Annotated in this window: 25 protein-coding genes; 5 read left to right on the top strand and 20 right to left on the bottom strand. The window is 38.9% G+C overall.

What is annotated here, in order from left to right; all coding sequences use genetic code 11:
* The first annotated feature begins 172 nt into the window (after positions 1-172).
* The 4 genes from LHV68_04140 to LHV68_04125 are packed head-to-tail and all read left to right on the top strand — an operon-like array spanning position 173 to position 5,294.
* A complete protein-coding gene (locus tag LHV68_04140; GenBank protein ID MCB4791058.1) occupies positions 173-1,717 on the top strand; it encodes an HD domain-containing protein in 1,545 nt (514 codons plus the stop codon).
* 37 nt (positions 1,718-1,754) lie between these two features.
* Complete coding sequence (gene ppk1, locus LHV68_04135; protein ID MCB4791057.1) at positions 1,755-3,902, top strand: polyphosphate kinase 1; 2,148 nt, start codon at positions 1,755-1,757, stop codon at positions 3,900-3,902.
* Positions 3,880-4,728, top strand: coding sequence for a CHAD domain-containing protein (locus LHV68_04130; protein MCB4791056.1), 849 nt, complete (start codon positions 3,880-3,882; stop codon positions 4,726-4,728). Before ppk1 ends, LHV68_04130 begins: the two co-directional genes overlap by 23 nt.
* Complete coding sequence (locus LHV68_04125; GenBank protein MCB4791055.1) at positions 4,677-5,294, top strand: HD domain-containing protein; 618 nt, start codon at positions 4,677-4,679, stop codon at positions 5,292-5,294. The genes LHV68_04130 and LHV68_04125 overlap by 52 nt, the downstream gene beginning before the upstream one ends.
* Here LHV68_04125 and LHV68_04120 read toward each other — a convergent pair.
* The 20 genes from LHV68_04120 to LHV68_04025 all read right to left on the bottom strand — a co-directional run bounded on the left by LHV68_04120 (position 5,242) and on the right by LHV68_04025 (position 21,655).
* Complete coding sequence (locus LHV68_04120; GenBank protein MCB4791054.1) at positions 5,242-6,231, bottom strand: ROK family protein; 990 nt, start codon at positions 6,229-6,231, stop codon at positions 5,242-5,244. The genes LHV68_04125 and LHV68_04120 overlap by 53 nt on opposite strands.
* A gap of 15 nt (positions 6,232-6,246) precedes the next feature.
* Positions 6,247-6,693 carry an arsenate reductase ArsC gene (locus LHV68_04115; protein ID MCB4791053.1) on the bottom strand — a complete coding sequence of 149 codons (447 nt, stop codon included), beginning with the start codon at positions 6,691-6,693 and terminating at the stop codon, positions 6,247-6,249.
* A gap of 13 nt (positions 6,694-6,706) precedes the next feature.
* Complete coding sequence (locus LHV68_04110) at positions 6,707-6,982, bottom strand: carboxymuconolactone decarboxylase family protein (GenBank protein ID MCB4791052.1); 276 nt, start codon at positions 6,980-6,982, stop codon at positions 6,707-6,709.
* Positions 6,969-7,640 (bottom strand): phosphate signaling complex protein PhoU, encoded by a 672-nt coding sequence (gene phoU / locus LHV68_04105; protein MCB4791051.1) that lies wholly within the window; start codon positions 7,638-7,640, stop codon positions 6,969-6,971. Before phoU (LHV68_04105) ends, LHV68_04110 begins: the two co-directional genes overlap by 14 nt.
* A 120-nt stretch (positions 7,641-7,760) precedes the next feature.
* Positions 7,761-8,525, bottom strand: coding sequence for a phosphate ABC transporter ATP-binding protein PstB (gene pstB / locus LHV68_04100; protein ID MCB4791050.1), 765 nt, complete (start codon positions 8,523-8,525; stop codon positions 7,761-7,763).
* Positions 8,515-9,366 (bottom strand): phosphate ABC transporter permease PstA, encoded by an 852-nt coding sequence (pstA, locus tag LHV68_04095; GenBank protein ID MCB4791049.1) that lies wholly within the window; start codon positions 9,364-9,366, stop codon positions 8,515-8,517. Before pstA (LHV68_04095) ends, pstB (LHV68_04100) begins: the two co-directional genes overlap by 11 nt.
* A gap of 95 nt (positions 9,367-9,461) precedes the next feature.
* A complete protein-coding gene (gene pstC / locus LHV68_04090) occupies positions 9,462-10,343 on the bottom strand; it encodes a phosphate ABC transporter permease subunit PstC (GenBank protein MCB4791048.1) in 882 nt (293 codons plus the stop codon).
* Positions 10,344-10,420: 77 nt separating this feature from the next.
* Positions 10,421-11,227, bottom strand: a complete 807-nt coding sequence (locus tag LHV68_04085; GenBank protein MCB4791047.1) for a phosphate ABC transporter substrate-binding protein — start codon at positions 11,225-11,227, stop codon at positions 10,421-10,423.
* A 36-nt stretch (positions 11,228-11,263) separates the two neighbouring features.
* Positions 11,264-12,526, bottom strand: coding sequence for a putative porin (locus LHV68_04080; GenBank protein ID MCB4791046.1), 1,263 nt, complete (start codon positions 12,524-12,526; stop codon positions 11,264-11,266).
* Positions 12,527-12,615: 89 nt separating this feature from the next.
* On the bottom strand, positions 12,616-12,807 hold the full coding sequence (locus LHV68_04075; GenBank protein ID MCB4791045.1) for a hypothetical protein: 192 nt from the start codon (positions 12,805-12,807) through the stop codon (positions 12,616-12,618).
* 85 nt (positions 12,808-12,892) lie between these two features.
* Complete coding sequence (locus LHV68_04070) at positions 12,893-13,363, bottom strand: sigma-70 family RNA polymerase sigma factor (GenBank protein ID MCB4791044.1); 471 nt, start codon at positions 13,361-13,363, stop codon at positions 12,893-12,895.
* Positions 13,364-13,503: 140 nt separating this feature from the next.
* A complete protein-coding gene (locus LHV68_04065; protein MCB4791043.1) occupies positions 13,504-15,240 on the bottom strand; it encodes a HAMP domain-containing protein in 1,737 nt (578 codons plus the stop codon).
* Position 15,241: 1 nt separating this feature from the next.
* On the bottom strand, positions 15,242-15,916 hold the full coding sequence (locus LHV68_04060) for a response regulator transcription factor (protein MCB4791042.1): 675 nt from the start codon (positions 15,914-15,916) through the stop codon (positions 15,242-15,244).
* Between the two features lie 63 nt (positions 15,917-15,979).
* Positions 15,980-16,651 carry a phosphate signaling complex protein PhoU gene (phoU, locus tag LHV68_04055; GenBank protein MCB4791041.1) on the bottom strand — a complete coding sequence of 224 codons (672 nt, stop codon included), beginning with the start codon at positions 16,649-16,651 and terminating at the stop codon, positions 15,980-15,982.
* Positions 16,652-16,781: 130 nt separating this feature from the next.
* A complete protein-coding gene (gene pstB / locus LHV68_04050; protein ID MCB4791040.1) occupies positions 16,782-17,534 on the bottom strand; it encodes a phosphate ABC transporter ATP-binding protein PstB in 753 nt (250 codons plus the stop codon).
* A gap of 107 nt (positions 17,535-17,641) precedes the next feature.
* A complete protein-coding gene (locus LHV68_04045; protein MCB4791039.1) occupies positions 17,642-18,421 on the bottom strand; it encodes a phosphate ABC transporter ATP-binding protein in 780 nt (259 codons plus the stop codon).
* A gap of 1 nt (position 18,422) precedes the next feature.
* A complete protein-coding gene (gene pstA, locus LHV68_04040) occupies positions 18,423-19,301 on the bottom strand; it encodes a phosphate ABC transporter permease PstA (GenBank protein MCB4791038.1) in 879 nt (292 codons plus the stop codon).
* Positions 19,298-20,230 (bottom strand): phosphate ABC transporter permease subunit PstC, encoded by a 933-nt coding sequence (gene pstC, locus LHV68_04035; GenBank protein MCB4791037.1) that lies wholly within the window; start codon positions 20,228-20,230, stop codon positions 19,298-19,300. The genes pstA (LHV68_04040) and pstC (LHV68_04035) overlap by 4 nt, the downstream gene beginning before the upstream one ends.
* On the bottom strand, positions 20,227-21,078 hold the full coding sequence (locus LHV68_04030) for a PstS family phosphate ABC transporter substrate-binding protein (GenBank protein ID MCB4791036.1): 852 nt from the start codon (positions 21,076-21,078) through the stop codon (positions 20,227-20,229). The genes pstC (LHV68_04035) and LHV68_04030 overlap by 4 nt, the downstream gene beginning before the upstream one ends.
* A gap of 217 nt (positions 21,079-21,295) precedes the next feature.
* The gene (locus LHV68_04025) at positions 21,296-21,655 is read right to left on the bottom strand and encodes a response regulator (protein ID MCB4791035.1); all 360 of its coding nucleotides are present in this window, start codon (positions 21,653-21,655) and stop codon (positions 21,296-21,298) included.
* A gap of 151 nt (positions 21,656-21,806) precedes the next feature.
* Between LHV68_04025 and LHV68_04020 the strand changes: the two genes are divergently transcribed.
* On the top strand, positions 21,807-22,268 hold the full coding sequence (locus LHV68_04020; protein MCB4791034.1) for a phage holin family protein: 462 nt from the start codon (positions 21,807-21,809) through the stop codon (positions 22,266-22,268).
* Positions 22,269-22,327: the final 59 nt, after the last annotated feature.

Raw genomic sequence — 22,327 nt, 5'->3', positions numbered from 1 at the left:
ACAATTTTCCTTATGCGATACAGTTATACGGATAAATTATTAACAATGTATAAAGAAATAATTAATAATTCGTTAAGGCTTGTTTTTACTTACTTAAAAGGCCAAATATCTTTAAACATAACTTTAACAATTAATTAATACGCACTTAACAATTAATTCGTAGAATAATAGTATGAAAAACAATATCAGAGTAGCTGTCATAGATATAGGCACCTATTCAATAAAACTAACGATAGCTGAAAAAGCCGAGCCAGGCATCAGTATTTTAGAGTCCCTGAAAAATATAGTTCCTCTTGGCAATGATACTTTTTTTCACAGGCGCATCTCTCATGAGACAACAAACCAAACAGTGAGCATCTTGTTAAAATATAAAGAAAAACTCCAGGAATACTCCGTAGATTCTGTCAAGGTAGTAACTACAACAGCTGTCAGAGAGGCTGAGAACAGGGACATATTTATCGATACGATATTCAGGGAAACGGGGTTTGTCGTAGATGTACTGACAGCCGGTGATATAATATATTATTTTGATTCTTACTTGTACCGCAAGCTGAAGGACTCCTATCCGCTCCATGATAAAAGCATCCTTATCGCAGAACTCGGCTCTGGAAGTATTGACGTGGCGCTGATGGATAAGGGCTTTACCTATCTGAATGCAGGCCTGCCGCTAGGAACTCTCAGGTTAAGCCAGATGATGCAGGAGCTGGGAGGCAGCACAAGCGAGAACTGCGAAGCTATAACAGACAGGATCGAAAATGAGCTAGCTTACCTTAAGCGCGACCTGCAGCAAATGGAGATAGACGACGTTATATTGATAGATGAAAGGTACGCATCTTATCTTAGTGCGATCCTGCCCGCTATAAGCTTATCAGGCAAGTTCTATGCGTTAGATGCCCAAACCATAGCAGTGCTTAACAACATCATGATAGACAAAAAACCTTCTTTAATAGCAAAAGAGTTTAATATCCCTCTTGAGACCGCGGCCACATTTCTTGAGTATTCTATTATTTTAAGACAATTCGCAGGCATGAGTAAAAACGGCCAGGTATATATGCTTGAGGCTTCACTTTCCGAAGCGATCCTTGCGAACATAATCATGGATTATGAAAATTCACCGAAATACAATAAAATCAACCAGCTTGTTTCAATAGCTACGATACTATGCAGAAAATACCGTATGGATATCAGCCATATCGAATCCGTTGTGAAGCTTTCTTCAACACTCTTTGAAAACTTCAAAGAATTGCTGGGCCTTAAAAAACAGGACTGGGTGTATCTGCTTCTCGCCGCATACCTGCATGACATAGGCATGTTCGTTCACAACAGATCACACCACAAACACTCAGAATACATAATTTCCAATCTTAATCTGTTCCGCTTAGCGCAGGACGAGATAAAAATAATAGCCTGTATTGCGCGTTATCACAGGCGTTCCACTCCAGCGAAATCCCACCTTTTATATAATTCGCTTTCAAAAGACAAGCAGATACTTGTTCAAAAACTAAGCGCGCTTTTAAGGATAGCCAATGCTTTAGATAGAAGCCACAAGCAAAAAGTTGATAAACTGGAATTTAAACTTACTGATTCGCCGGCCCTCAGCATCACTGCGTATACCGGAGAAAACTTTGAGAACGAAAAACTTGAATTTCGTGACAAGAAGGACCTGTTTGAGGAAATATCAGGAAAAAAACTCGAATTAAAAGTCCGGAATATTTAATACATGCGACATGAAATCCGCCGACTCCTGTCGGCGGATGCCCGGCCTTCGTAGCCATAAAGGCTACTACGGCGGAGTAGGCAATGCAGAAGTGGTCGCAGTAGGTCGCGTTATTGAAGGAGCCTCCGGCTCCTGCCGGAGGGGCTCCACTATGAAAAACAACACCGAGATATTTATCCACAGGGACATAAGCTGGTTAATGTTCAATGAACGCGTGCTGGAAGAGGCAAAAGACGCAGCTAACCCTCTTTTGGAAAGGCTGAGGTTTCTGGCGATATTTTCAAATAATCTTGATGAATTCTTTATGGTGCGGCTAGCAAGCGTGAAGCGCCTTATTGACGCAGGCTACAACAGGAAAGACGATTTTGGCTATTATCCCCAGCAGCTGCATGATGAGATTATAGCGAGATCTACCAGCCTGATAGCCGCTGCGTACCATGCCTGCCGAAGTATAAAAGAGAGCGAACTAAACAAAAACGGGATAAATATCCTGAAACATAAACAGCTTAATGCTGAACAGGGAAAATTCGTTTTAAAATATTTTGACTCAACCTTATACCCTTGCATAACGCCTGTTGCTGTTGACATAAGCCATCCTTTCCCGGTCCTTCCCTCAAAATCGAACACTTTCGGCGTATGCCTTGAAAAAGGCGGCATATACTACCTTGCTTTGATACCAGTGCCGAAATCGATCTCCAGGATACTAAGGCTCCCATCAGAAAAGAATGAATTTTCCTATATTTTGATCGATGACATTATCCGGAACAACCTTGAAATATTTTTCAGAGGGTATAAGATCTACGCCAGTTTTTTATTCAGGGTTATACGTGACAGTGAACTGCTGGAGAACGAAGAGGATACCTCAAGCATAAGAAAGGTAATCGAAAGAGAACTCAAAAATCGGCCAAAAGCAAAGGTTGTCAGTATCCATGTAGAAAAGCAGTATAATGACAAGCTTCTTGATATGATCTGTTCAGGCATCGACTTTCCAAAGGAACAGGTTAGAGTCATTGACGGCGATCTCGACCTCACTTACCTTTTCAAAGTGGCGAATCAGGCATTAAGGCCGGAATTTAACTACAAGAGCTATGTGCCCTCCAAACTTGTATATGAAAATATCTTTGACTCAATAAAGGAAAAACAGTTCATTATTCATTTCCCGTATGAATCTTTCCAGCCGGTTATAGACCTAATACAAAGTGCAGCTAGAGACAGGGATGTTCTGGCAATAAAGATGACCCTGTACAGGACTAATGAAGACTCTGCCATTATTCAAGCTCTTATTGATGCCGCAAAAAGCGGGAAGCAGGTAACAGTAATAGTTGAGATAAAAGCTAGGTTCGATGAAGAAAGGAATATCGGCTGGACAAAGAACCTTGAAGCTGCCGGCTGTCACGTGATCTATGGTATTCCTGGTATTAAAGTTCACGCTAAGATGCTTCTGATAGTAAGAAATGAGGAAGGCAGGATACGCAGGTATGTCCACCTTTCAACCGGTAATTACAATGAGATAACATCTCGCGTTTATACCGATCTGTCATACTTTACTGCAAACGATGATTTTGCAAAAGATATTTCCGATCTTTTTAATGTTATTACAGGCTACTCAGTCTCCTCCAACTGGAAACGCATATTTGCCGCACCCTATAATTTACGAGAAAGTTTTTATGAACTGATAGATAATGAAATCGTATTTCAAAAAAAATACGGCACCGGCTTTATATTTGCAAAAATGAATTCACTGGAAGATACCGCAATAATAGAAAAACTATACAAGGCATCGATTGCCGGCGTAAAGATACGCCTGATCGTCCGCGGTATATGTTGTCTTGTTCCCGGAGTTGAAGGCTTAAGCAGCACTATAGAGGTCAGAAGCATAGTAGGGCGCTTCCTTGAACACACGCGCATATTTTTATTCAACAACAATACTGAGCAAAGGTTATTCCTTGCCTCTTCGGACTGGATGAAAAGGAACTTAGAAGGCAGGATCGAATTAGGATTTGAAGTTGCTAACCCCGAACTCAAAGACCATCTTAAGTTCATCTTAAACACCTACTGGGAAGATACGGCGAAAACCAGGGTTCTAAGAAACAGCAGAACATATACCCGCCTGTCCGGGAAGATAAATCACAAAAACGCTCAGGAGTTTTTGATTGAATATTATGGAAATGAAGTTAAACGTTAATATACCGCGTATCGCAGATTTTGCGGAAAACTACTTAAATGACTTTTTAAAGGACTACACTTTCCTGAAAGCCAGAAATTTGCCAGCAACTGTACATGCCGCACGGATTTCCACAAGACGGCTTCGTGCATCCCTCAAAGTGCTCTCGCATTGCATGAAAAACGACAAACATAGTAAATACAGAAAATACCTCAAGAAGACAGGCAAGCTTATGGGCAAGATACGCGAACTGGACGTTCAGATCAGTTTTCTTAAAACACTTCCTTTAAACAAAGCACTCAAAACCAGCACCTTATCCTGTTTAAAGCACCAAAGAAAGCATGCCTATAAAGCATTTAAAAAAACTGACAGCAGTACAAACGACAGGATTGTGAGCGAACTAAAAAGCTGTTTTAAAGCTCTAAAAAACAGCACAAACTGTTATACTGGCCAGAATATACAAAAACTGATCCTTGACTACATTGATAAACTGCTTTCTTATAACACGGGTGATTATAATGAACTGCATAAGATGCGAATCACAGCAAAAAATCTTCGATACACCCTTGAACTTTTAAAACCCTTTAATAAGGATATATTCAATAATCCTATTATTTCCGCACATAAAATCCAGGATATCCTTGGTGATCTGCATGAGATGGATGTCTGGCTCAATTTTATCAAAAACAATAAGATCGGCAAGAATAATTCTTTATATACGATATGCCTTTCAAAACGCCAAAGCGCACGAAAAATGTTCATGTGCATATGGGCAAACCAAAGGAGAAAAAGAATATGGGAAATCTTAAAGAAAGCACTACAGAAAAGGCAGCATGGCAGTTATTAACAGTCTGGAAGAATTCAGATAATAAACATGCCTTACAAGTAACCGATCTTTCCGTAACGCTTTTTAACCAGCTTCAAAAGCTACACAGGATGGGTCCAAAAGAACTTGAGATGTTAAGGGCAGCCGCTATATTACATGACATAGGCTGGAAAGACGGCAGGAAACGCCATCACAAAACATCGCGCGATTTTATTATCTCTTCCAAGGTTGTGTCTCCGTATGAAAACCAGCGTGTGCTGATCGGGCTTATTACCCGCTATCACAGGAAAGCCCTTCCCAAGAGCACGCACAAATATTTTCGAGACCTGGACAATAATTCAAAGGAGCTGGTTACAAAATTAGCGGCTATCTTGAGGTTCGCGGACGGCCTTGATTCCAGCCATAAGTCTCCAGTAAAAGCAGTTAAGACAAATATAATCAAAAACCAGATATCTGTACATGTATTAATAACAAATTTGAAAAGCAAGGAAGTTGAAACAGGAAAGCTTAAGTCCGATCTTCTGGCAAGAGTATTCAACAGGAAAGTGAGTCTGGTTTTTTTACAAGAGCAACAGCTCCCAAAATAACAGCATTATCTTGAAGTTCTGAAACTACTATTTTACATTTGCCTAAACCTGAAAACAATTTGTCTTTATTGACCGCTTTTTCAATTATTGGAAGCATGTATTCCCCGCAAGCTCCTATTACACCCCCACCCAAGACAATAACCTCAGGGTCAAACAAATGACGCAAAGAAACACAGGCTGAACCTAAGTGGCGGGACACTTCTTTCATTATTCTTGTAACTACAGGATCTTTAGCCTTAAGGGCTTTAGCCAGTATCCTGCTTTTAATCTTTTTGAAGTTTCCATCAAGCATTTTTTCCACTATAGTTTCTTTTCCCTTTTTTACAGCCCTTTTGATATCCCTTTCAATGGCCCATCTGCCGCAAAGAGCTTCAAGACACCCGTTGTTACCGCAGGTACAGTGCAACCCGTCATGAACAACGACCATATGACCAATTTCAGCTGCTGCCCCGTTACAACCGGTATAAAGCCTGCCATTTATTAAAATACCGCCGCCTATTCCTGTGCCAGCAAATATGCTCACAGCGTTCCTGGCCCCCATTGCAGCGCCTTTCCACTGTTCTCCCAATAAACCCAGGTTTACATCATTAGCAATAGCTACAGGTATTTTAAACTTTTTCTTTAATATTGACCTGAAATTAACACCTGACATATTAAGATTAGGCGCACGCACGATAACGCCTGAATCCATATCAATAATACCGGGAATGCCTATCCCTACCCCGGCTACATTTTTCTTGTTCAAATTATTTTCTTTCAATATTTTTTCATACTGGTCAAATATGCATACTGCAAGTCTTACAGGAGATATGCTTTTTGGCGTCGGGGTTTTTGATGTTGCTATAATCTTTCCTTCACCCGAGACGATCCCTACACGTATCTTTGTGCCGCCAATATCAATTCCTGAAAATATATGATCCATTTTATTATTTAGCATTTTGTGCTCATTTTCTTAAAAAACCTTTTTCCCTTGTTTTAATTGAGAAATAAATTCTTCAACTTTTATTTTTATCATGTTTCGGATTTCTCTTGTTTTGGCAAGCTTTTCATCAGGTGTGCCTTCTAGAGAAGATGGGTCAGTAAACCCCCAGTGAAGCTTTTTTGAAACCCCCGGAAACAACGGGCAGCGTTCTCCGCTTGCTTCATCACAGACGGTAATAACATAAGCAAATCTTTCGCCCTTTTTTAACAGATCAAAAACACCCTGTGTTTTTTTGCCTGATATATCTATGCCTGTTTCTTTCATAACCTCGACAACAACCGGGTTTAATTTCCCGGGTTCAAGGCCTGCACTCTTGGCTTCAAATATATCGCCTGCCAGATCGTTTAAAAAGGCTTCAGCCATCTGGCTTCTTGCGCTGTTATGTACGCAGACAAACAAAACCTTAATCTTTGGCATATGTAAGCTCCTATCAATTTTTTGAGAGTATTAATTGTGCTTCTGCGGCTTGCAAGGCCGAAATAAGTACGGTTTCCGTTATTTCTTGTTCACTAATGCCTTGCATGAGCGCATCCTTAGAATATTTTTTTATACATTGGTTGCATCCTAAAACTGACGATGCTGTAAGGCGTATAAGCGTTTTTGTTTTTATATCTAAAACACTTTTATTGCCAGCGGTATCAAAAAGACGCTCAAAAGCATCCCCTATAGGTGTTTGACCTGAATACCAGGGTTTATTCTCTTTCATTTGTTTCATCCTCCTTATGATGTTTAATGACTCTTCCTTCTACCATATACATAACTTCCTCGCTTATATTGGTTGATAAATCCGCAATACGTTCCAGGTTGCCCGTAATTCTTAAGAGGTGCAAGGCCCGGTCAACTGTTGTTGAGTCTTCTGTCATAAGTTTACTGAGTTCTACAACAATTCTATCTTTCAAGTCATCTACAATATCATCGCTTGAACAGACTTCCTTGGCTAACACAGGGTTCTCGTCAATAAATGACCGTATGCTGTCACCAAGCATTTTTATTACTATTTCTCCCATCTTGGGAATGTCAATATAAGGCTTAATATTCGGCCTTTCTATTAAAAACATGCTGCTCTCAACGATATTTACTGCATGATCTCCTGTTCTTTCCAGATCACCGCCCATTTTAAGTATCATTAAAAGAGTCCTTAAATTCTTTGCACTCGGTTTATACTGCGCTATTAGGTTCGTGCATAACTCGTCTATTTCTATTTCATAATTATTAACTTTAGGCTCATCGCGCTTTATCACTTCAATTAATATATTCTTATCTTTCTGAGATAAACCTTTTATACTTTTATCTACCATTGACTCAACAATTGTTGCATACTCTATAAGCTCTTTTTTTAAATTAACCAGCCTTTCTTCAAGCATTGTCTTTCTCCCTTAAAATTTATTTACGTTGTAGGGGCAGGCCTTGCGTCTGCCCGTTTATATGTTTGTTTAAATTTCTATAATATAGGCGGACGCAAGGCCCGCCCCTACGTTAAGACGTTATCCGAATTTTCCGGACAAATATTCTTCTGTCCTTTTTTCTTTTGGCACAGTAAATACTTTCTCAGTATTGCCGAACTCAACAAGTTCGCCCAGGTACATAAATGCTGTATAGTCTGAAATTCTTGCTGCCTGCTGCATATTATGAGTAACTATTATTATTGTATAATCTTTTTCCAGCTCTTCAATTAATTCTTCTATTTTTTTTGTAGAAATAGGATCTAAACTTGCGCAAGGCTCATCAAAAAGAATAACTTCCGGTTCAACTGCCAGGCAACGGGCTATGCAAAGCCTCTGCTGCTGGCCTCCGGAAAGCATAAGCGCACTCTGGTCAAGCCTGTCTTTAACTTCTTCCCAAAGAGCTGCCTTTTTTAGTGAATCCTCTATTTTCTCCGTTATAAATTCATTGTTTGTTATTCCATTGATCTCAAGCCCGTAAGCAATGTTTTGATAAATGCTTTTTGGAAAAGGGTTAGGTTTTTGAAAAACCATCCCGACCTTTCTTCTTATTTCAACGACATCTGTTTTCTTATTGTTTATATCTTTGCCATCAAGCAGTATTTTGCCCTCCAAACGCGAGTTCAGCACCAAATCATTCATCCTGTTAAAAAGCCTGATAAATGTTGATTTACCACAGCCGGACGGCCCGATAATTGCAGTTACTTTGCGGTCAAATAAATTCATATTAATATTATTAAGCGCCTGTTTCTGGCCGTAATAAAAGTTAAGATTCTCTACAGTAATTCTTGCTAAATTAATGTCCATAAGTTACGCTCCGTTTTTGTCTTATATAAATTGCAGCGCCTGATATTGATAATACTAAAACCAAAAGTAAAAGCGAGCAGCCATAAGCAATGGCTTTCTGCTGATCAGGATGCGTGCCTTCGGTCATAAGGGCATAGATATGGTACGGCAGGACCATGGTATCTGAAAAAATTGAGCCAGGGTATCTTCTTGTATAAAATGTTGCGGCTGTAAAAAGAATAGGGGCTGTTTCACCGGCAGCTCTTCCTATGCTTAAGATAACTCCAGTAAGTATACCGGGTAAAGCTGTCGGCAGGACTATTTTCTTAATTGTCTGCCAGTGAGTTGCCCCAACGGCTAACGATGCTTCCCTTAAACTGAAAGGAACAGCTATAAGCGCTTCCTGGCAGGCTGAGATTATGCCGGGAAGAACAAGAATAGCAAGCGTAAGGCTTCCCGATAGTATCGATACTCCAAACCCGAAGTATTTTACAAAAACAGCCAATCCAAAAAGGCCAAAGACCACAGACGGTACGCCTGCAAGGTTGTTTATGCTCATACGAATGATATTTACAATAAAACCTTTCGGGCTGTATTCACACAGATAAATAGAGGTTGCAAGGCCCAGAGGCAGTGCGATTAGAATAGACCCTAGTGTTAAGTAAATAGTGCCTACTATAGCAGGCGCAACACCGCCTTGAGTCATGCCTCTTCTTGGGACTTCAGTCAGAAACTCCCAGGAGAGCACACCGTAACCTCTGACTACAATAAAATATATTATTGACCCAAGAAAAAACAACGTAATTAATATACAAATGAACAATGCTATGAAACCTATATTCTGGATAATTTTATTCTTCATCAATCTATCCTTGTTAGCGTGGAGCGGATAGCGTTTAGCGTATAGAACAACAAAGACTTTGACCTTCCTATCCGCTATACGCTCTACGCTGAACGCTATCTATTCAGCCCAAGTTTCAATCTATATTTCCTGCTTATAAGCTCAGCAACAACATTAAAAACCATGGTTATTAAAAAAAGTACAAGCCCGATGGCAAATAAAGCATTGTAATGAGGGCTTCCCATGACCGCCTCTCCCATTTCAGCCGCGATAGTTGATGTCATCGGCCTTATCGGTTCAAGAAATGACTTTGGTATTACCGCAGCTCCGCCGGACACCATTAATACAGTCATTGTTTCGCCTACTATCCTTGACATACCAAGTATTATTGAAGTAGAAATACCTGAACCTGCTGCTGGGATTACAACTTTAATAAGCGTCTGCCACCTGTTAGCGCCAAGAGCATAAGATGCTTCTTTAAAACTTCTTGGGACATAATTCAAAGCATCTTCGGCAATACTTGAGACAACCGGTATCGCCATGATGCCCAGCACTACGCTCGCCGTTAACCCGCATAAACCTGTAGGGATTTTAAGCAAGTTTTGAAGGAACGGCGCTACTATAACCATCCCAAAGAAACCAAAAACAATTGAAGGAATTGCAGAAAGAATTTCTATGAGCGGCTTTAAAACCATTTTCTCTTTTTTGCCTGCAAGTTCATGAATATAAAGTGCGCTTCCTATACCAAGAGGCACACATACAAACATAGCTCCTATGGTTATCCAGAAAGAAGCAAGAATCAGAGGCAGAATCCCATACAAAGGCGGATCATATGTAGGGTACCAGCTTTTGCCAAGGATGAAATTCTTAACTCCGACCATATTAAAAACCGGTAGCCCTTCCTTAAAAAGCACTATAATTATACCCAGCAAGAACAGCAAGGAAGAAAATGCCAGTATTGTAAAGATATATTCGTACAGTTTTTCTTTTATCTTCATTTTAATAAATAATAATGTACCGGAAGCAGCTATTCAATAGTGCTGCCCCCGGTACATTAAATAATTTTGAAGCTGAATTACTTAAGTCCGACAAAACCTTCTTCTTCAACTATCTTTTGTCCGTCTTTGCTTAGAATGAAATCTATGAAATCTTTCACTTTGCCTTGCGGCTGGCCGTTGGTATACATGAAAAGAGCTCTTGAATAAGGGTATTTTCCTGTAAGAACTGTGACTTTGGAAGCTGCTATGCCGTCAATTGGAACAGCCTTTACCGAAGACGTGATATATCCTACTCCGACATAGCCTATAGCTCCTGGTGTATTAGCAACAGTCGTAGCCACAGCCTGGTTTGATGCCTGCATAAGAGCATCCGAACGGACTTTTCTGCCAGCTAGTGCAAGCGCTCCAAATGCTTCAAAAGTTCCTGAAGCGCTGTCGCGCGAAACGACAACTATTTTATCGTTATTGCCGCCAAACTTCGACCAATTAGATATCGAACTTGAGAAAATCGTCATAACCTGTTGTTTAGTAAGTGCTGAAACTGGGTTCTGAGGATTAACTATCACGGCTATTCCATCCATGGCAACCACATTAGCCTTGATGTCCCTGCCTTTTCCTGCGGCTTTGGCAAGCTCTGCATCTTTTATCGGCCTTGAGGAATCCGCTATGTCGCATGTACCTTCAATAATCGAAGTAATACCAACACCTGATCCGCCGCCGCGTACATTAATATCTATGCTTGAGTCGTTGTTCATGAACTCTTCCGCGGCTTTTTGGGCTATTGGAAGCACTGTTGTTGAACCCTCAATAACTATTTTTTGTCCTGCAATTGCAACTGAGGTAAACATAACTACACTTAAAACTGCATTAATTAATCTTTTCATTTAGCTCTCCTTTTAAAATAATTTAATGTTACTTCATTAAAACTTATAAACTACATCAGCCTGTACAAGGCTTTTCGGCGTTGTAGCTGTTGCGCTGTTTATTTTGTCCATTGCATAGTAGTCTATGCCAAGCGAACAAGCTTTTGTAAGACCCATTGTAAAAACAGCCTCAAATCCTTTGCTGTTGTTTGCTCCGCCATAGGCATCTGAATCACCCAACTTATTTAACCATGCGTTTGCTTTTAACTCGCGAGCCATATATGCAACCTGCCACTGGCCGAATTCGGATATCTTATCAGCTCCAAATTTAACACCTATTGCTGATCCGTCTTTATCCGTTGTTGGCTTTGAATCGCCATTTGTTATAGTATCGCCATATACGCACAACATATTTGAACCTATTATATTAAGGTATTTTGCCTCAAAGCTGAAATTTGTGCCATTATAGTCAAATGCCGGATTGGTATCATAGTATACAGTGCTTTTCCCTTTAACCTGCAGAGACTGCAGTGCTGCCGCAGCCTTTATGCTTATATTATCATTTACTGTATATTTTACTATCGGCTGTGCTATGTATGCTATTGGGTTATCTGCCACAGCGTTTTTTTCACAGAATACAAGCCAGCTGCCTACAACATCGATGTTAAGCTTTTCAGTAATGTCTTTTGAGTACTTAACAGCAACGCCATCTGGATTAATGTCAGTATCCCATAATAAATCCGTAGGATTCCAGACATGATCGCCTGATTTCATTTTTCCTGCGTTAATACTAAGAAACGAAAATGGGTTGTATTTCAAATACATATAATCCACCATCAGCATGGATTTTGCAAAACCGTTAGTGAAAGTATGGTTCGTAGATGTTGGTTCAGAATCTATTATTGAACCGCCTGATGCAGTTGTGCCTGATACCGTAGCTCCTGACAGGGTTTCACCGCCTGTTGCAAGGCCAAACCCTGCCTGCATGTTTTCTGCCATCCTAGATTCAAAACCCATTCTTAAACGAGCTCTTTCCCTTATCCTTGGATATGTCTTGCTTGAGTCCCAGTCAAGCTGATGCCTTAAACGTAAATCACCTTTAAGAGATAAATTTTGAATCCATGCCGGAAGCGTTGCTATCTTGCCTTTTGCCAAATCCTTTCTCGCCTCTTCCTTTCCCTCAGTAAGAATCTGCTGGGCTTCGCCGTATGATATTATGCCTTTTTCAGCGAGCTTATTAATGAGCATATCTGCCTCTCCTGCATAGGCTATACCTGTTGACATCATTACTATTGCTGCTAATATTGCTTTCATTTTCATTTTTTATTCCTCTCTTATCTTTTTTAAACCATTATAGTTTGGTTATTTTAGATTTAACAGGACAATTAATATATCCTGTTTTTTAGTCTTTACTGCAAAATCAAACGTGTTACGCGTGCATCGCGTTCGATTTTTCTCAGCATCTCGTCCATGTCTTTCCATTCACTAGTAAAATCTTCATTTCTGAAATGATCTAGCGCTACCGAAAGGACTTCAATGCTGTCTTTAAGGTTCCTTATCGTTATTTCTTTCAATAAGGCCTGTGAAATCCTACCAACCATATACAATTCACCTCCTTGGCTTTTATTCCTTATCCTTCTCGTTCCTATTATACGTATTGTGCGTTAAGACAAAATAAAGGGGTTGTTAATTCTGCGTTAAGAATATTTTCTTTGATTTTAATCTTCTCAAAGCTTTAAATTTTATTTGCCTTGCTTTTTCTCTTCTTATTCCTAGTATTTCAGCTATTACTTTTAATGATTTCTTTTCTTCGTAAATATACTTTAAAACCTGTTTTTCAATCTCGGGCATATCATCAGGAAAATCAATTGGATTCATTGATGGCTGATCATTGATACCGGTTATCTCAATTGCATCATCTATTTCAGCAGCATTAAGCGATATCCTTTTTTCTTTATTAAGGTATTCCAACATTTTTTTCTTAATCCAAAATACAGCGTAGGTGCTGAATTTTGTTTTTTTGCCTGTATTAAAGTTTTTTCTGGCTTCCAGAACCCCAAGCATCCCCTCTTGCACGAGATCATCAAATTCAACGCCATACCTGTAATATTTGCCGGCTATAGATTTAACCAGAGGCATGCAATCATCAAAATACATTTCGCTATTCATTTGCCAATAGCATAGCAATTTTGGGTTAAGCAAAAATGAAGGTATTGTAAAGATTTTGTTTAGAAAAGATGGAATGTTTTATGGCACAAGTAGTCGAAGAAAGTTAGAAGGTTTTGAGAATATAAGATTTAATGATTTGGGAGAGTGATTGTGATTTTTGTGCCGATACCTAAAGCGCTTTCAAAGTTTACCGCTCCACCGTGCAGCATAACGATATGTTTTACTATTGAAAGCCCCAGGCCGGTACCGCCGGCTTTCCGTGAACGGGATTTATCAACTACGTAAAACCTTTCAAATATATAGGGCATATGTTCTTGAGGAATTCCTATGCCGGAGTCTGAAATTATAATAGTAGTTAGTTTATTGTCCTGTTTTACTGAAATATCCACATTGCCTTTATCTGTATACTTAATGGCATTATCAATAAGATTGACAAACATCTGCTCCAATTTGAATTGATCCGCAGTTAAGGATTGAACATTACCTGGGGCGGAAAGATTAATAGTAATATTTTTTTCCTTTATTTTAGGCTCAAACATTTTGATAACAGATTCTATAATAGCTTTTATATCCGTTTTAGCAACCTCAAGCTTAAACCCTTTTTCTTCAATTTGCGATAAGAGCAAAAGGTCTTCTACAATGCTTAGCAAACGTTCTGAATGCTTTATTATTATATCCAGATAGCGCCTGCCTTCAGGGCTTGTTTCATCCTCAAGTGTTTCCGCAAAACCTTTTATTGCCGTAAGAGGCGTCCTTAATTCATGCGAAACATTTGCCACAAATTCTTTCTTCTTATTTTCAAGGTTTCTAACCTGAGTTATATCATGCATAACAATAATATAGTTACTTTCATTTGACAGGGGTACAGCACTGGAAGCGTATATCTTGCCTGAAATCTCAATTTCATCAACAACAGCTTTCTTATATTCTTTTGCCTTGTCTATTAATTCCTTTAAACCTTGAGCCCTAAAGATTTCCCAGTAGAACCTTCCGTCTATTTCTTCATTTAGTACAACTTTCTTAAAACTTTCATTGTATATTACTATTTTATCATTTGAATCGATTACAAAAAGCACTTCTGTTATAGAATTAATTATAGTATTCAGCTCATCTTTTTTATTTGAAATGTCATTAAAAAGAAAACCAAGCTTTTCAGCCATTTGGTTAAAAATATGAGCCAAATCATTCAATTCATCATTGTTTTTTAATGTAACTTTGGCACCAAAATTACCAGATGCTATTTTCAGTGAAGCTTCTTTAAGCCTGCCAATAGGCACTGACATACTCTTTGAAAACAAAAAGGCTATAATCAGAGAAATTAACAGGACTATGCCCGTTACGCTTATTATGTGTGTCATTACATTATTAATCAATACATTAATATCCCTTAAAAATGTGCTTGCACGCAAAATACCGATTATTTTGCCGTTATATTCTATTGGCATGGCAATATAAAGCATTTTTTCCTTTACTGTAGAGCTGTATCTTAGTGATTTACCTATATTGTAGTTATTCCCGTTTAAAACCTGCTGCACTTCAGGCCGGGTTTTATGATTACTCATAGTTTTAGGATCTGCTTCAGAGTCAGCCAGAACATTTCCTTCTAGATCAATAATAGTTATGCGCTTATGTGTTTGGACTTCAAGCTTCTTTATATACTGATCAAGCCCGTTTATATTGTTGGATTTTATATATGCCAATGCCTGTGGGTTCACTACTTTACACAGGTCTGTAAGTTCGTTGGTAAAGGTACTTATATAATTCTGTTTGATGGCACCATATGAAAAAAATAGCACTAAAACCGAAAGTCCCAGTGCAATTAACAAATATCCTGAAAATATTTTAAAGAAAATAGTCTTTCTCATACTATTCTTCCATTTTATAACCAATACCCCTGATGTTTTTTATTAAACCGCCCGCTTTTCCAAGTTTTTCTCTCAGGTTTTTAATATGCACATCAATTGTCCTGTCAATTATTATCTTATCTTCATCCCATATATTATTCATAAGCTCTTCTCTTGAATAAACTTTGCCTCTTTTTGAATAAAGAAATTCCAGAAGCTTAAATTCAGTTGTTGTAAGTTCAATTTTTACTCCATCAACATGAACCTCGAATTTGTCTGTATTTATTTCAAACAATTTATTCTTTTTATTTATGCTTTTCTTATTCTCAAACCTTCTCAAAACAGCTTTTACCCTTGCCACAAGTTCTTTGGGAGAAAATGGTTTTGTTACATAATCATCCGCTCCGAGTTCAAGACCTACAATCTTATCAGATTCGTCGGCTTTTGCAGTAAGCATTATTACAGGCACAGTAGCGTATTTGTTGTCATTTTTTAATAGTTTGCATAACTCCAGGCCATTCATATCAGGAAGCATCAAATCAAGCACTATTAAGTCTGGAGTTTTATTTTTAAGAAAACGATAAAAACCCTTTGAATCACTAAACCCCTTAACTGCATACCCATTCTTCTTCAGGTTCACTGATACCAGCTCCAATATATCTTCTTCATCATCAACAACTGCTATTAGTTCATTCATTTGCTTTTAAACCTGGAAACAACAATATTATACATTATAGAAATAAACTTTTCAAAACTATTTCTACTGATGATGGTCTTTTGTTTCATCGTTATGATGCTTAATGACTTTTCCTTCTACCATAAACATAACTTCTTCACAAATATTAGTTGACAGATCAGCTATTCTTTCAAGGTTGCCGGATATTCTCAAAAGATGCAGGGAACGCTCTATGGCAGTAGTATCCGAACTCATAACAGCGCTTAATTCTATAACTATCTTATCTTTAAGGTCATCAACAATATTATCTCTTTGGCACACATTTCTTGCCAATACAGCATCTTCGTTTATAAATGAGTTTATGCTGTCTCTTAACATAGAGATAGTTGTTTCTGCCATCTTAGGGATATCTATCATTGGTTTTACCCAAGGCCTTTCTATCAGGAAAAGGGCGCTTTCCACTATGTTAACTGCATGGTCGCCCATGCGTTCAAGGTCATTGCTCATCTTAAGGACCATCAACACTGTGCGCAAGCTCCTGGCTTTAGGCTGGTATTGGGCTATTATGTTCGTACATAATTCATCCATCTCTATTTCATAATTATTGGCTTTGGGCTCGTCTTTTTCTATCACTTCTTTAAGCAGAGACTTTTCCTTGTTCAACAGCCCTTTGCTGCTCTTTTCAACCATGGATTCCACCAGGCTTGCGTATTCAACAAGTTCTTTCTTTAAACTAATTAATTTTTCTTCTAACATGAAGTTCTCCTTAAAATTTATTGTCACTGTAGGGGCGGGCCTTGCGTCTGCCCGTATAATATTCGTGATTTTTAAAATTTAAACAAACATATAAATGGGCAGACGCAAGGCCTGCCCCTACGTTAAAACATTATCCGAATTTCCCGGACAAGTAATCCTCTGTCCTTTTATCCTTAGGAACAGTAAATATCTTGTCTGTCTGACCGGATTCTATTAATTCTCCAAGATACATATAGGCTGTATAATCGGATACTCTTGCGGCCTGCTGCATATTGTGAGTTACAATAACTATAGTATAGTTTTCCTTAAGTTCCCTGATAAGTTCTTCAATGTGCGCTGTTGAGATAGGGTCAAGAGCTGAGCAAGGCTCATCCATAAGTATTATGTCGGGCATTACTGTAAGGACTCTTGAGATGCATAACCTCTGCTGTTGTTCAGGCGAGAGGCTAAGCGCCGGTGACTTAAGTTTATCCTTCAGTTCATTCCAAAGCCGTGTTGATTCAAGGCTTATTTTGACGATGTGCTCAAGGGAATCCTTATTCTCTGAGTGATGTATTCTAAGGCCAAAAGCGATGTTTTCAAAAACAGTCAATGGGAAAGGGTTGGGCCTTTGGAAAACCATACCCACTTTTTTTCGTAAATTAGTAAGATTTGTTGACTTAAGGCAGATATCATTATTGTTGATAAATATTTTTCCGGTTGACCTAAAACCGATAACAGTGTCATTCATGCGGTTAAAACACCTTAAAAGAGTAGACTTACCGCACCCTGAAGGCCCGATAATACTGGTTACAGTCTTTTCATTTATCTGGACATTTACATCTTTCAAAGCATGGAATTTTTTATAGTAAACATTAAGATTTTCAGTTTTTATTATGCTCACCCAGCCCTTCCTTGTAAACCAATTAATATACTAACTCTCATCTAATTATGAATCTCATCCAAACTCTGCCTATAATAAAACATTTCAGGAAGGGCTGGGCTCCTAGTTTATCCGAACTTCCCCTGAAGATAGTCCTCGGTCTGCTTATTTTTTGGTTTTGTAAATATCTCAGAGGTCTTATTGTATTCGATGATCTTTCCCAGGTAAAAAAATATGGTCAGATCAGAAGCCCTCGCCGCCTGATTTACATTATTAGTCACTAGTATAACAGTATGATTGTTTTTCAGTTCCTGGAGCGCCTCTTCTATTTTTGCTGTTGATATGGGGTCAAGACCCGAACATGGCTCATCAAGCAGGATAACTTCAGGCTCCAGAGCAAGGACCCTTGCCAGGCACAATCTTTGCTGCTGGCCTCCGCTTAAGTTAGTTACGTTTTCATCCAGCCTGTCTTTTACTTCCTCCCATAAAACTGAAGACTTTAAGCTTTTTTCTATTATGCCATCAAGATCTTCTTTATTGGTTATTCCGTGCAATCTCGGGCCCAGAGCCATATTATTATAAATAGAACCCGGTAAAGGCACGGGCACGGCAAAAACCATGCCCATTTTCTTGCGCAGTAATGAAACGTTCATGTCGTTTGAATAAATGCTTTTATCATCTAAAAATATTTCACCGGTAATCGTTGAAGTCAAATTAAGGTCATTAAGCCGGTTTAAACACCTTAAGAATGTTGTTTTTCCGCTCTTAGCAGGCCCTATAATAGAGAGAATGGTGTTTTCATAGGTATCAAAAGTAAGGTTATCCAAAGCATTAACATCTCCATATTTAAAGGAGAAATTACTTACCCTGATCTTAACTTTATTCTTTAAATCAAATTCCTGCGCCATACTATCTCCTGGCTCTTGCTCTTATCTGTGCACGGATCAGAATTGCGGTAAAATTAAGCGCAAAAGTTAAAACTAATAATACCAGCACGGTTGAATAGAGGATTGGCTTTGTAGCCTCAACATCCGGCGACTGCGTGGCCATAACATATATATGATAACCAAGTTCCATAAACTGGTCGTTAAGCTTTTTAGGCAGATAGGGCAGGAAGTAGGCGGCGCCGGTAAACATTATCGGAGCTACTTCTCCTGCACCGCGGCTTATAGCCAAGACCCCGCCTGTAAGTATCCCGCTGACCGAGTTTGGCAGGACTACTTTAAATATCATCTGTAATTTTGTAGCTCCCAGAGAATAGGCTACTTCCCTGTAAGAATCAGGCACAGCTCTTAGAGATTCTTCTGTTGCTACAACAACCGTAGGCAAAGTGAGCACGGCCATTGTCAAAGCAGCCCAGATAATAGCTGGCTGGCCGAAAACCAGGTTATTGCCGAATATTACGGTATCTATTCCTCTTCCAATAAACTGAACAAAGAACCCCAAACCGAACAGGCCGAATACAATAGACGGAACGCCTGCCAGGTTTTGTAAGGCAAGCCTTACAATATAAAGAAGTTTAGAATTTTTCGGTGCGTATTCATGTAGATAAACAGCTGTAAACACACCTAGAGGAATTACAATGATAGTCATAAGGATAACAAGAGCGACCGTGCCAAATATCGCGGGAAAGATACCGCCTTTTGTCATTCCCATCTCCGGGGCTTTAGTCAAAAAATCTATTGAAATATTGCTCCACCCGAAATAAATTATATTACCCATAATTAAACAGACTAGCGCCACTATTATTAAACAGGCAATCCCTGTAAGTAACTGGAAAAATTTCATATTTTTCCCTCTAATTTATCTTTGAGCCTGCCTACAAACCAGTAACCGAACAAGTTTACAAAAAAGGTTACTATAAAAAGAAAAGTGCCGATAAAAAACAAAACGCTGTAATGAGTGCTGCCTACAACTACCTCTGCAAGCTCGGCAGCTATAGTTGCTGAAAGCGTACGTACGGAATAATACAATTTACCTGACATAATAGCGGCATTACCGCTTGCCATTAAAACTATCATGGTTTCACCTATGGCTCTTCCAAGCCCTAAAACACACGCGGCAAATATGCCCGGGAATGCAGCCGGCAAAACAACTCTATAAGCCGTTTGCCATTTATCCGCACCCAAAGCAAGGGCGCCATCCCTGTATATTTTAGGTACTGCATTAAGCGAATCTTCAGTTATTGTATAGACAATAGGGATTACAGCCAAACCCATTGCCAAACCGGCAGTAATAGCATTTAGCCTGAAAGTCCAGCCAAAAAGCCCCTGCAGCCAACTTGCAAGCACCATCAGTGCAAAGAAACCTAAGACAACAGAAGGAAATCCGGCTAAAAGTTCTATGACCGGTTTTATAAATTCCCTGATAAAGTTTGGGGCAAATTCACTTGTATAGATCGCTGCGGCAATAGAGATAGGTATGGCAAAAAGAAGGGCTACAAAGGTAACCTTTAAGGTTCCGAGCAAAAGCACTATAATAGAATATTTCGGGATATTCGAGATCGGCTGCCATAAAAAGACTTTCCCTTCACCGGGATTATATTGTTGCGGGAGAAAAAGCCTCAAAAGGTCAGTTTCTTTATGAAGCTCAGGTGAAGTAAATATCGGCAAGGACTCCTTGGCAATAAATATGAATATAAGTATCAAAGTGCCGATAACGATAAATGCGCTAAGCTTAATCGATAGTTCTATAAAAGTATTTTTTATTCGTTTCATTTTTTTAAACAGACATAACCGACTTCCTGACATATTTCTTGGCCTTCTTTAGCCAAAACCCATTCTATAAAATCTTTTGTAACTCCCGCAGGTTCAGCAACCGTATAAAAATATAATTTTCTGCTTACAGGATATACTCCAGATACGATATTCTTGATTGAAGGCAGCAAGGCAGGGCTTTTATCATCTTTTTTTACTCCGATTTCTTTAATACCTTTTGCATAAGCCATTCCGCCGTACCCTATAGAATACTTATCTTTACTGATCGCATTTACAACAGCTGCTGTACCGGGTAAAGACTGCACCATATTATAGAAATCTTCGCCTTTTAGAACATGTTCTTTAAAGTATGTATAAGTTCCGGAGTTATTTTCTCTTCCATAGAGGACTATTTCCTTTTTATCCCAGCCGAGTTGCGACCAGTTATTTATTTTCCCCTGGTAAATTTGTTTCAGCTGTTCTATGGTTAAAGAAATTACCGGATTTTTTTCGTTGCAATATATAGCTATACCATCCTGCGCTACAGGTATTTCCTTAGACCCTTTACCCCGTTTTTGAATAATGAGTTTATTTTCCTCATCTTTTAAAGGCCTTGAAGCCTGGCATATATCCGTAGACCCGTTGATCAAAGCTGCGATGCCTGTCCCGGAACCGCCTCCTGTAACTTGTACAATGATATCGGGATGGGATTTCATATAATCTTCCGCCCATCTCTGCCCCAAAATTACCATCGTATCAGAACCCTTGATAGTGATTGTTTTTCTTTTGGAGTTTTGATCTCCACCAGCAAAACTAAACAAACCTAAAGACAGAACAAAAACTACAACTAATCTTAATAAACCTTTCATAACTTCCCTCCTTTTTAGGATTTAATTCTGCATCTCCTGTTGTCCGATACTTTTCGATACAAAAAATAATCCGCTTAAAGTATAGTTTTTTTGTGTTAAGATTGTGTTAAGATGGTATTAAGAGATTGTTAAGACTATAGCAACTTCATACCTTTTGGTGTCCATACCTAAGGGGTACACCCCAGGGTGAAGTAATGATATCTGGTGTAAAAAGGAATTATAATAGTTTTTCGATGTTTTCTATGAGCTCGTTCATGTTATAGGGTTTGTTAAGGTAGGCATCTGCTCCGGCATCAAGGCCTTTTTCCCAGTCACCCAGAGTCTTTCTTGAGGTCAGCATGATTATGGGTGTTTTTTTTAATTGCTCGCTGTTCTTTATTAAACGGCAGAGGTCTATGCCGTTTAAAAGCGGTATTCCTATATCAAGGATAACAAGGTCAGGTTTTTGCGACTGCACTTTTTCCCAGCCTTCCTCGCCGTTATCGGCAAGAGTAATTTTATGGCCGGAAGCTGTCAGCCTCAGCCTTAGAAGCTCGCTTACACTCCTTTCATCTTCAACTATAAGTAGTTTTGCCATTATGATTTCACTATTCTATAAAATGATCCTAAAATCCATGAAAATCCCTTATGAAATTATACTTCTTTAAATATAAATTTTCAACGTATTAGTGTTTTAATGAAATATTTTGTAAAATATAGCCGTTAAAAAACCTTACTGGCCTATATATATGATAAAATTAGCTTTAACTATCGTTAGGAATATAATATCGCTTAAGTTAATTACCCTTGTTCTGCCGGGAATACAAGCCGAAGGGTTCTCGGTTCTTATATCAGCTTCTATCGTCATCTGGCTTTTGAACCTTCTTCTTAAGCCTATACTCTTTATTATTACCCTTCCCATCACCCTTGTTACGCTGGGCATTTTTACGTTCATTATTAACGGTTTTTTGTTTTACCTGATACCGAAGTTCGTGAGCGGTTTTAGTGTGGAAAATTTCTGGCAAGCAATACTTGCAGCGCTCCTTTTCGGTTTTATAAACTTCTTTTTAGATATATTTTTTAAAACAAAAAGTTCCGAGGTCCTTTTTCACGCAGCTACCCGCCAGCCATCCGCCCCCGGGCCGTACGGTAATGTAGTAGATGCCGAAGTAGTCCACCCCAAAGACACCAAACAAATACAAGACAAATAAAAAAACCATGTTCCACCTACGCGGTGGAAGATGGTCATATATTGTTTTCTTGAAACCTT

It is taken from the genome of Candidatus Liberimonas magnetica, from assembly GCA_020523885.1.
In the GTDB taxonomy this organism is placed as follows: domain Bacteria; phylum Elusimicrobiota; class Endomicrobiia; order Endomicrobiales; family JAFGIL01; genus Liberimonas; species Liberimonas magnetica.
Note: the sequence above shows the minus strand (reverse complement) of the source record. Positions and strands in the feature narration are given on the sequence as shown.

What these genes read in the sequence shown, in the direction of transcription:
- LHV68_04140 (MCB4791058.1), top strand. Translation starts at nt 173, where the DNA reads ATGAAAAACAATATCAGAGTAGCTGTCATAGATATAGGCACCTATTCA.
- ppk1 (MCB4791057.1), top strand. Translation starts at nt 1,755, where the DNA reads ATGCCCGGCCTTCGTAGCCATAAAGGCTACTACGGCGGAGTAGGCAAT.
- LHV68_04130 (MCB4791056.1), top strand. Translation starts at nt 3,880, where the DNA reads ATGGAAATGAAGTTAAACGTTAATATACCGCGTATCGCAGATTTTGCG.
- LHV68_04125 (MCB4791055.1), top strand. Translation starts at nt 4,677, where the DNA reads ATGGGAAATCTTAAAGAAAGCACTACAGAAAAGGCAGCATGGCAGTTA.
- LHV68_04120 (MCB4791054.1), bottom strand. Translation starts at nt 6,231, where the DNA reads ATGCTAAATAATAAAATGGATCATATATTTTCAGGAATTGATATTGGC.
- LHV68_04115 (MCB4791053.1), bottom strand. Translation starts at nt 6,693, where the DNA reads ATGCCAAAGATTAAGGTTTTGTTTGTCTGCGTACATAACAGCGCAAGA.
- LHV68_04110 (MCB4791052.1), bottom strand. Translation starts at nt 6,982, where the DNA reads ATGAAAGAGAATAAACCCTGGTATTCAGGTCAAACACCTATAGGGGAT.
- phoU (MCB4791051.1), bottom strand. Translation starts at nt 7,640, where the DNA reads ATGCTTGAAGAAAGGCTGGTTAATTTAAAAAAAGAGCTTATAGAGTAT.
- pstB (MCB4791050.1), bottom strand. Translation starts at nt 8,525, where the DNA reads ATGGACATTAATTTAGCAAGAATTACTGTAGAGAATCTTAACTTTTAT.
- pstA (MCB4791049.1), bottom strand. Translation starts at nt 9,366, where the DNA reads ATGAAGAATAAAATTATCCAGAATATAGGTTTCATAGCATTGTTCATT.
- pstC (MCB4791048.1), bottom strand. Translation starts at nt 10,343, where the DNA reads ATGAAGATAAAAGAAAAACTGTACGAATATATCTTTACAATACTGGCA.
- LHV68_04085 (MCB4791047.1), bottom strand. Translation starts at nt 11,227, where the DNA reads ATGAAAAGATTAATTAATGCAGTTTTAAGTGTAGTTATGTTTACCTCA.
- LHV68_04080 (MCB4791046.1), bottom strand. Translation starts at nt 12,526, where the DNA reads ATGAAAATGAAAGCAATATTAGCAGCAATAGTAATGATGTCAACAGGT.
- LHV68_04075 (MCB4791045.1), bottom strand. Translation starts at nt 12,807, where the DNA reads ATGGTTGGTAGGATTTCACAGGCCTTATTGAAAGAAATAACGATAAGG.
- LHV68_04070 (MCB4791044.1), bottom strand. Translation starts at nt 13,363, where the DNA reads ATGTATTTTGATGATTGCATGCCTCTGGTTAAATCTATAGCCGGCAAA.
- LHV68_04065 (MCB4791043.1), bottom strand. Translation starts at nt 15,240, where the DNA reads ATGAGAAAGACTATTTTCTTTAAAATATTTTCAGGATATTTGTTAATT.
- LHV68_04060 (MCB4791042.1), bottom strand. Translation starts at nt 15,916, where the DNA reads ATGAATGAACTAATAGCAGTTGTTGATGATGAAGAAGATATATTGGAG.
- phoU (MCB4791041.1), bottom strand. Translation starts at nt 16,651, where the DNA reads ATGTTAGAAGAAAAATTAATTAGTTTAAAGAAAGAACTTGTTGAATAC.
- LHV68_04045 (MCB4791039.1), bottom strand. Translation starts at nt 18,421, where the DNA reads ATGGCGCAGGAATTTGATTTAAAGAATAAAGTTAAGATCAGGGTAAGT.
- pstA (MCB4791038.1), bottom strand. Translation starts at nt 19,301, where the DNA reads ATGAAATTTTTCCAGTTACTTACAGGGATTGCCTGTTTAATAATAGTG.
- pstC (MCB4791037.1), bottom strand. Translation starts at nt 20,230, where the DNA reads ATGAAACGAATAAAAAATACTTTTATAGAACTATCGATTAAGCTTAGC.
- LHV68_04030 (MCB4791036.1), bottom strand. Translation starts at nt 21,078, where the DNA reads ATGAAAGGTTTATTAAGATTAGTTGTAGTTTTTGTTCTGTCTTTAGGT.
- LHV68_04025 (MCB4791035.1), bottom strand. Translation starts at nt 21,655, where the DNA reads ATGGCAAAACTACTTATAGTTGAAGATGAAAGGAGTGTAAGCGAGCTT.
- LHV68_04020 (MCB4791034.1), top strand. Translation starts at nt 21,807, where the DNA reads ATGATAAAATTAGCTTTAACTATCGTTAGGAATATAATATCGCTTAAG.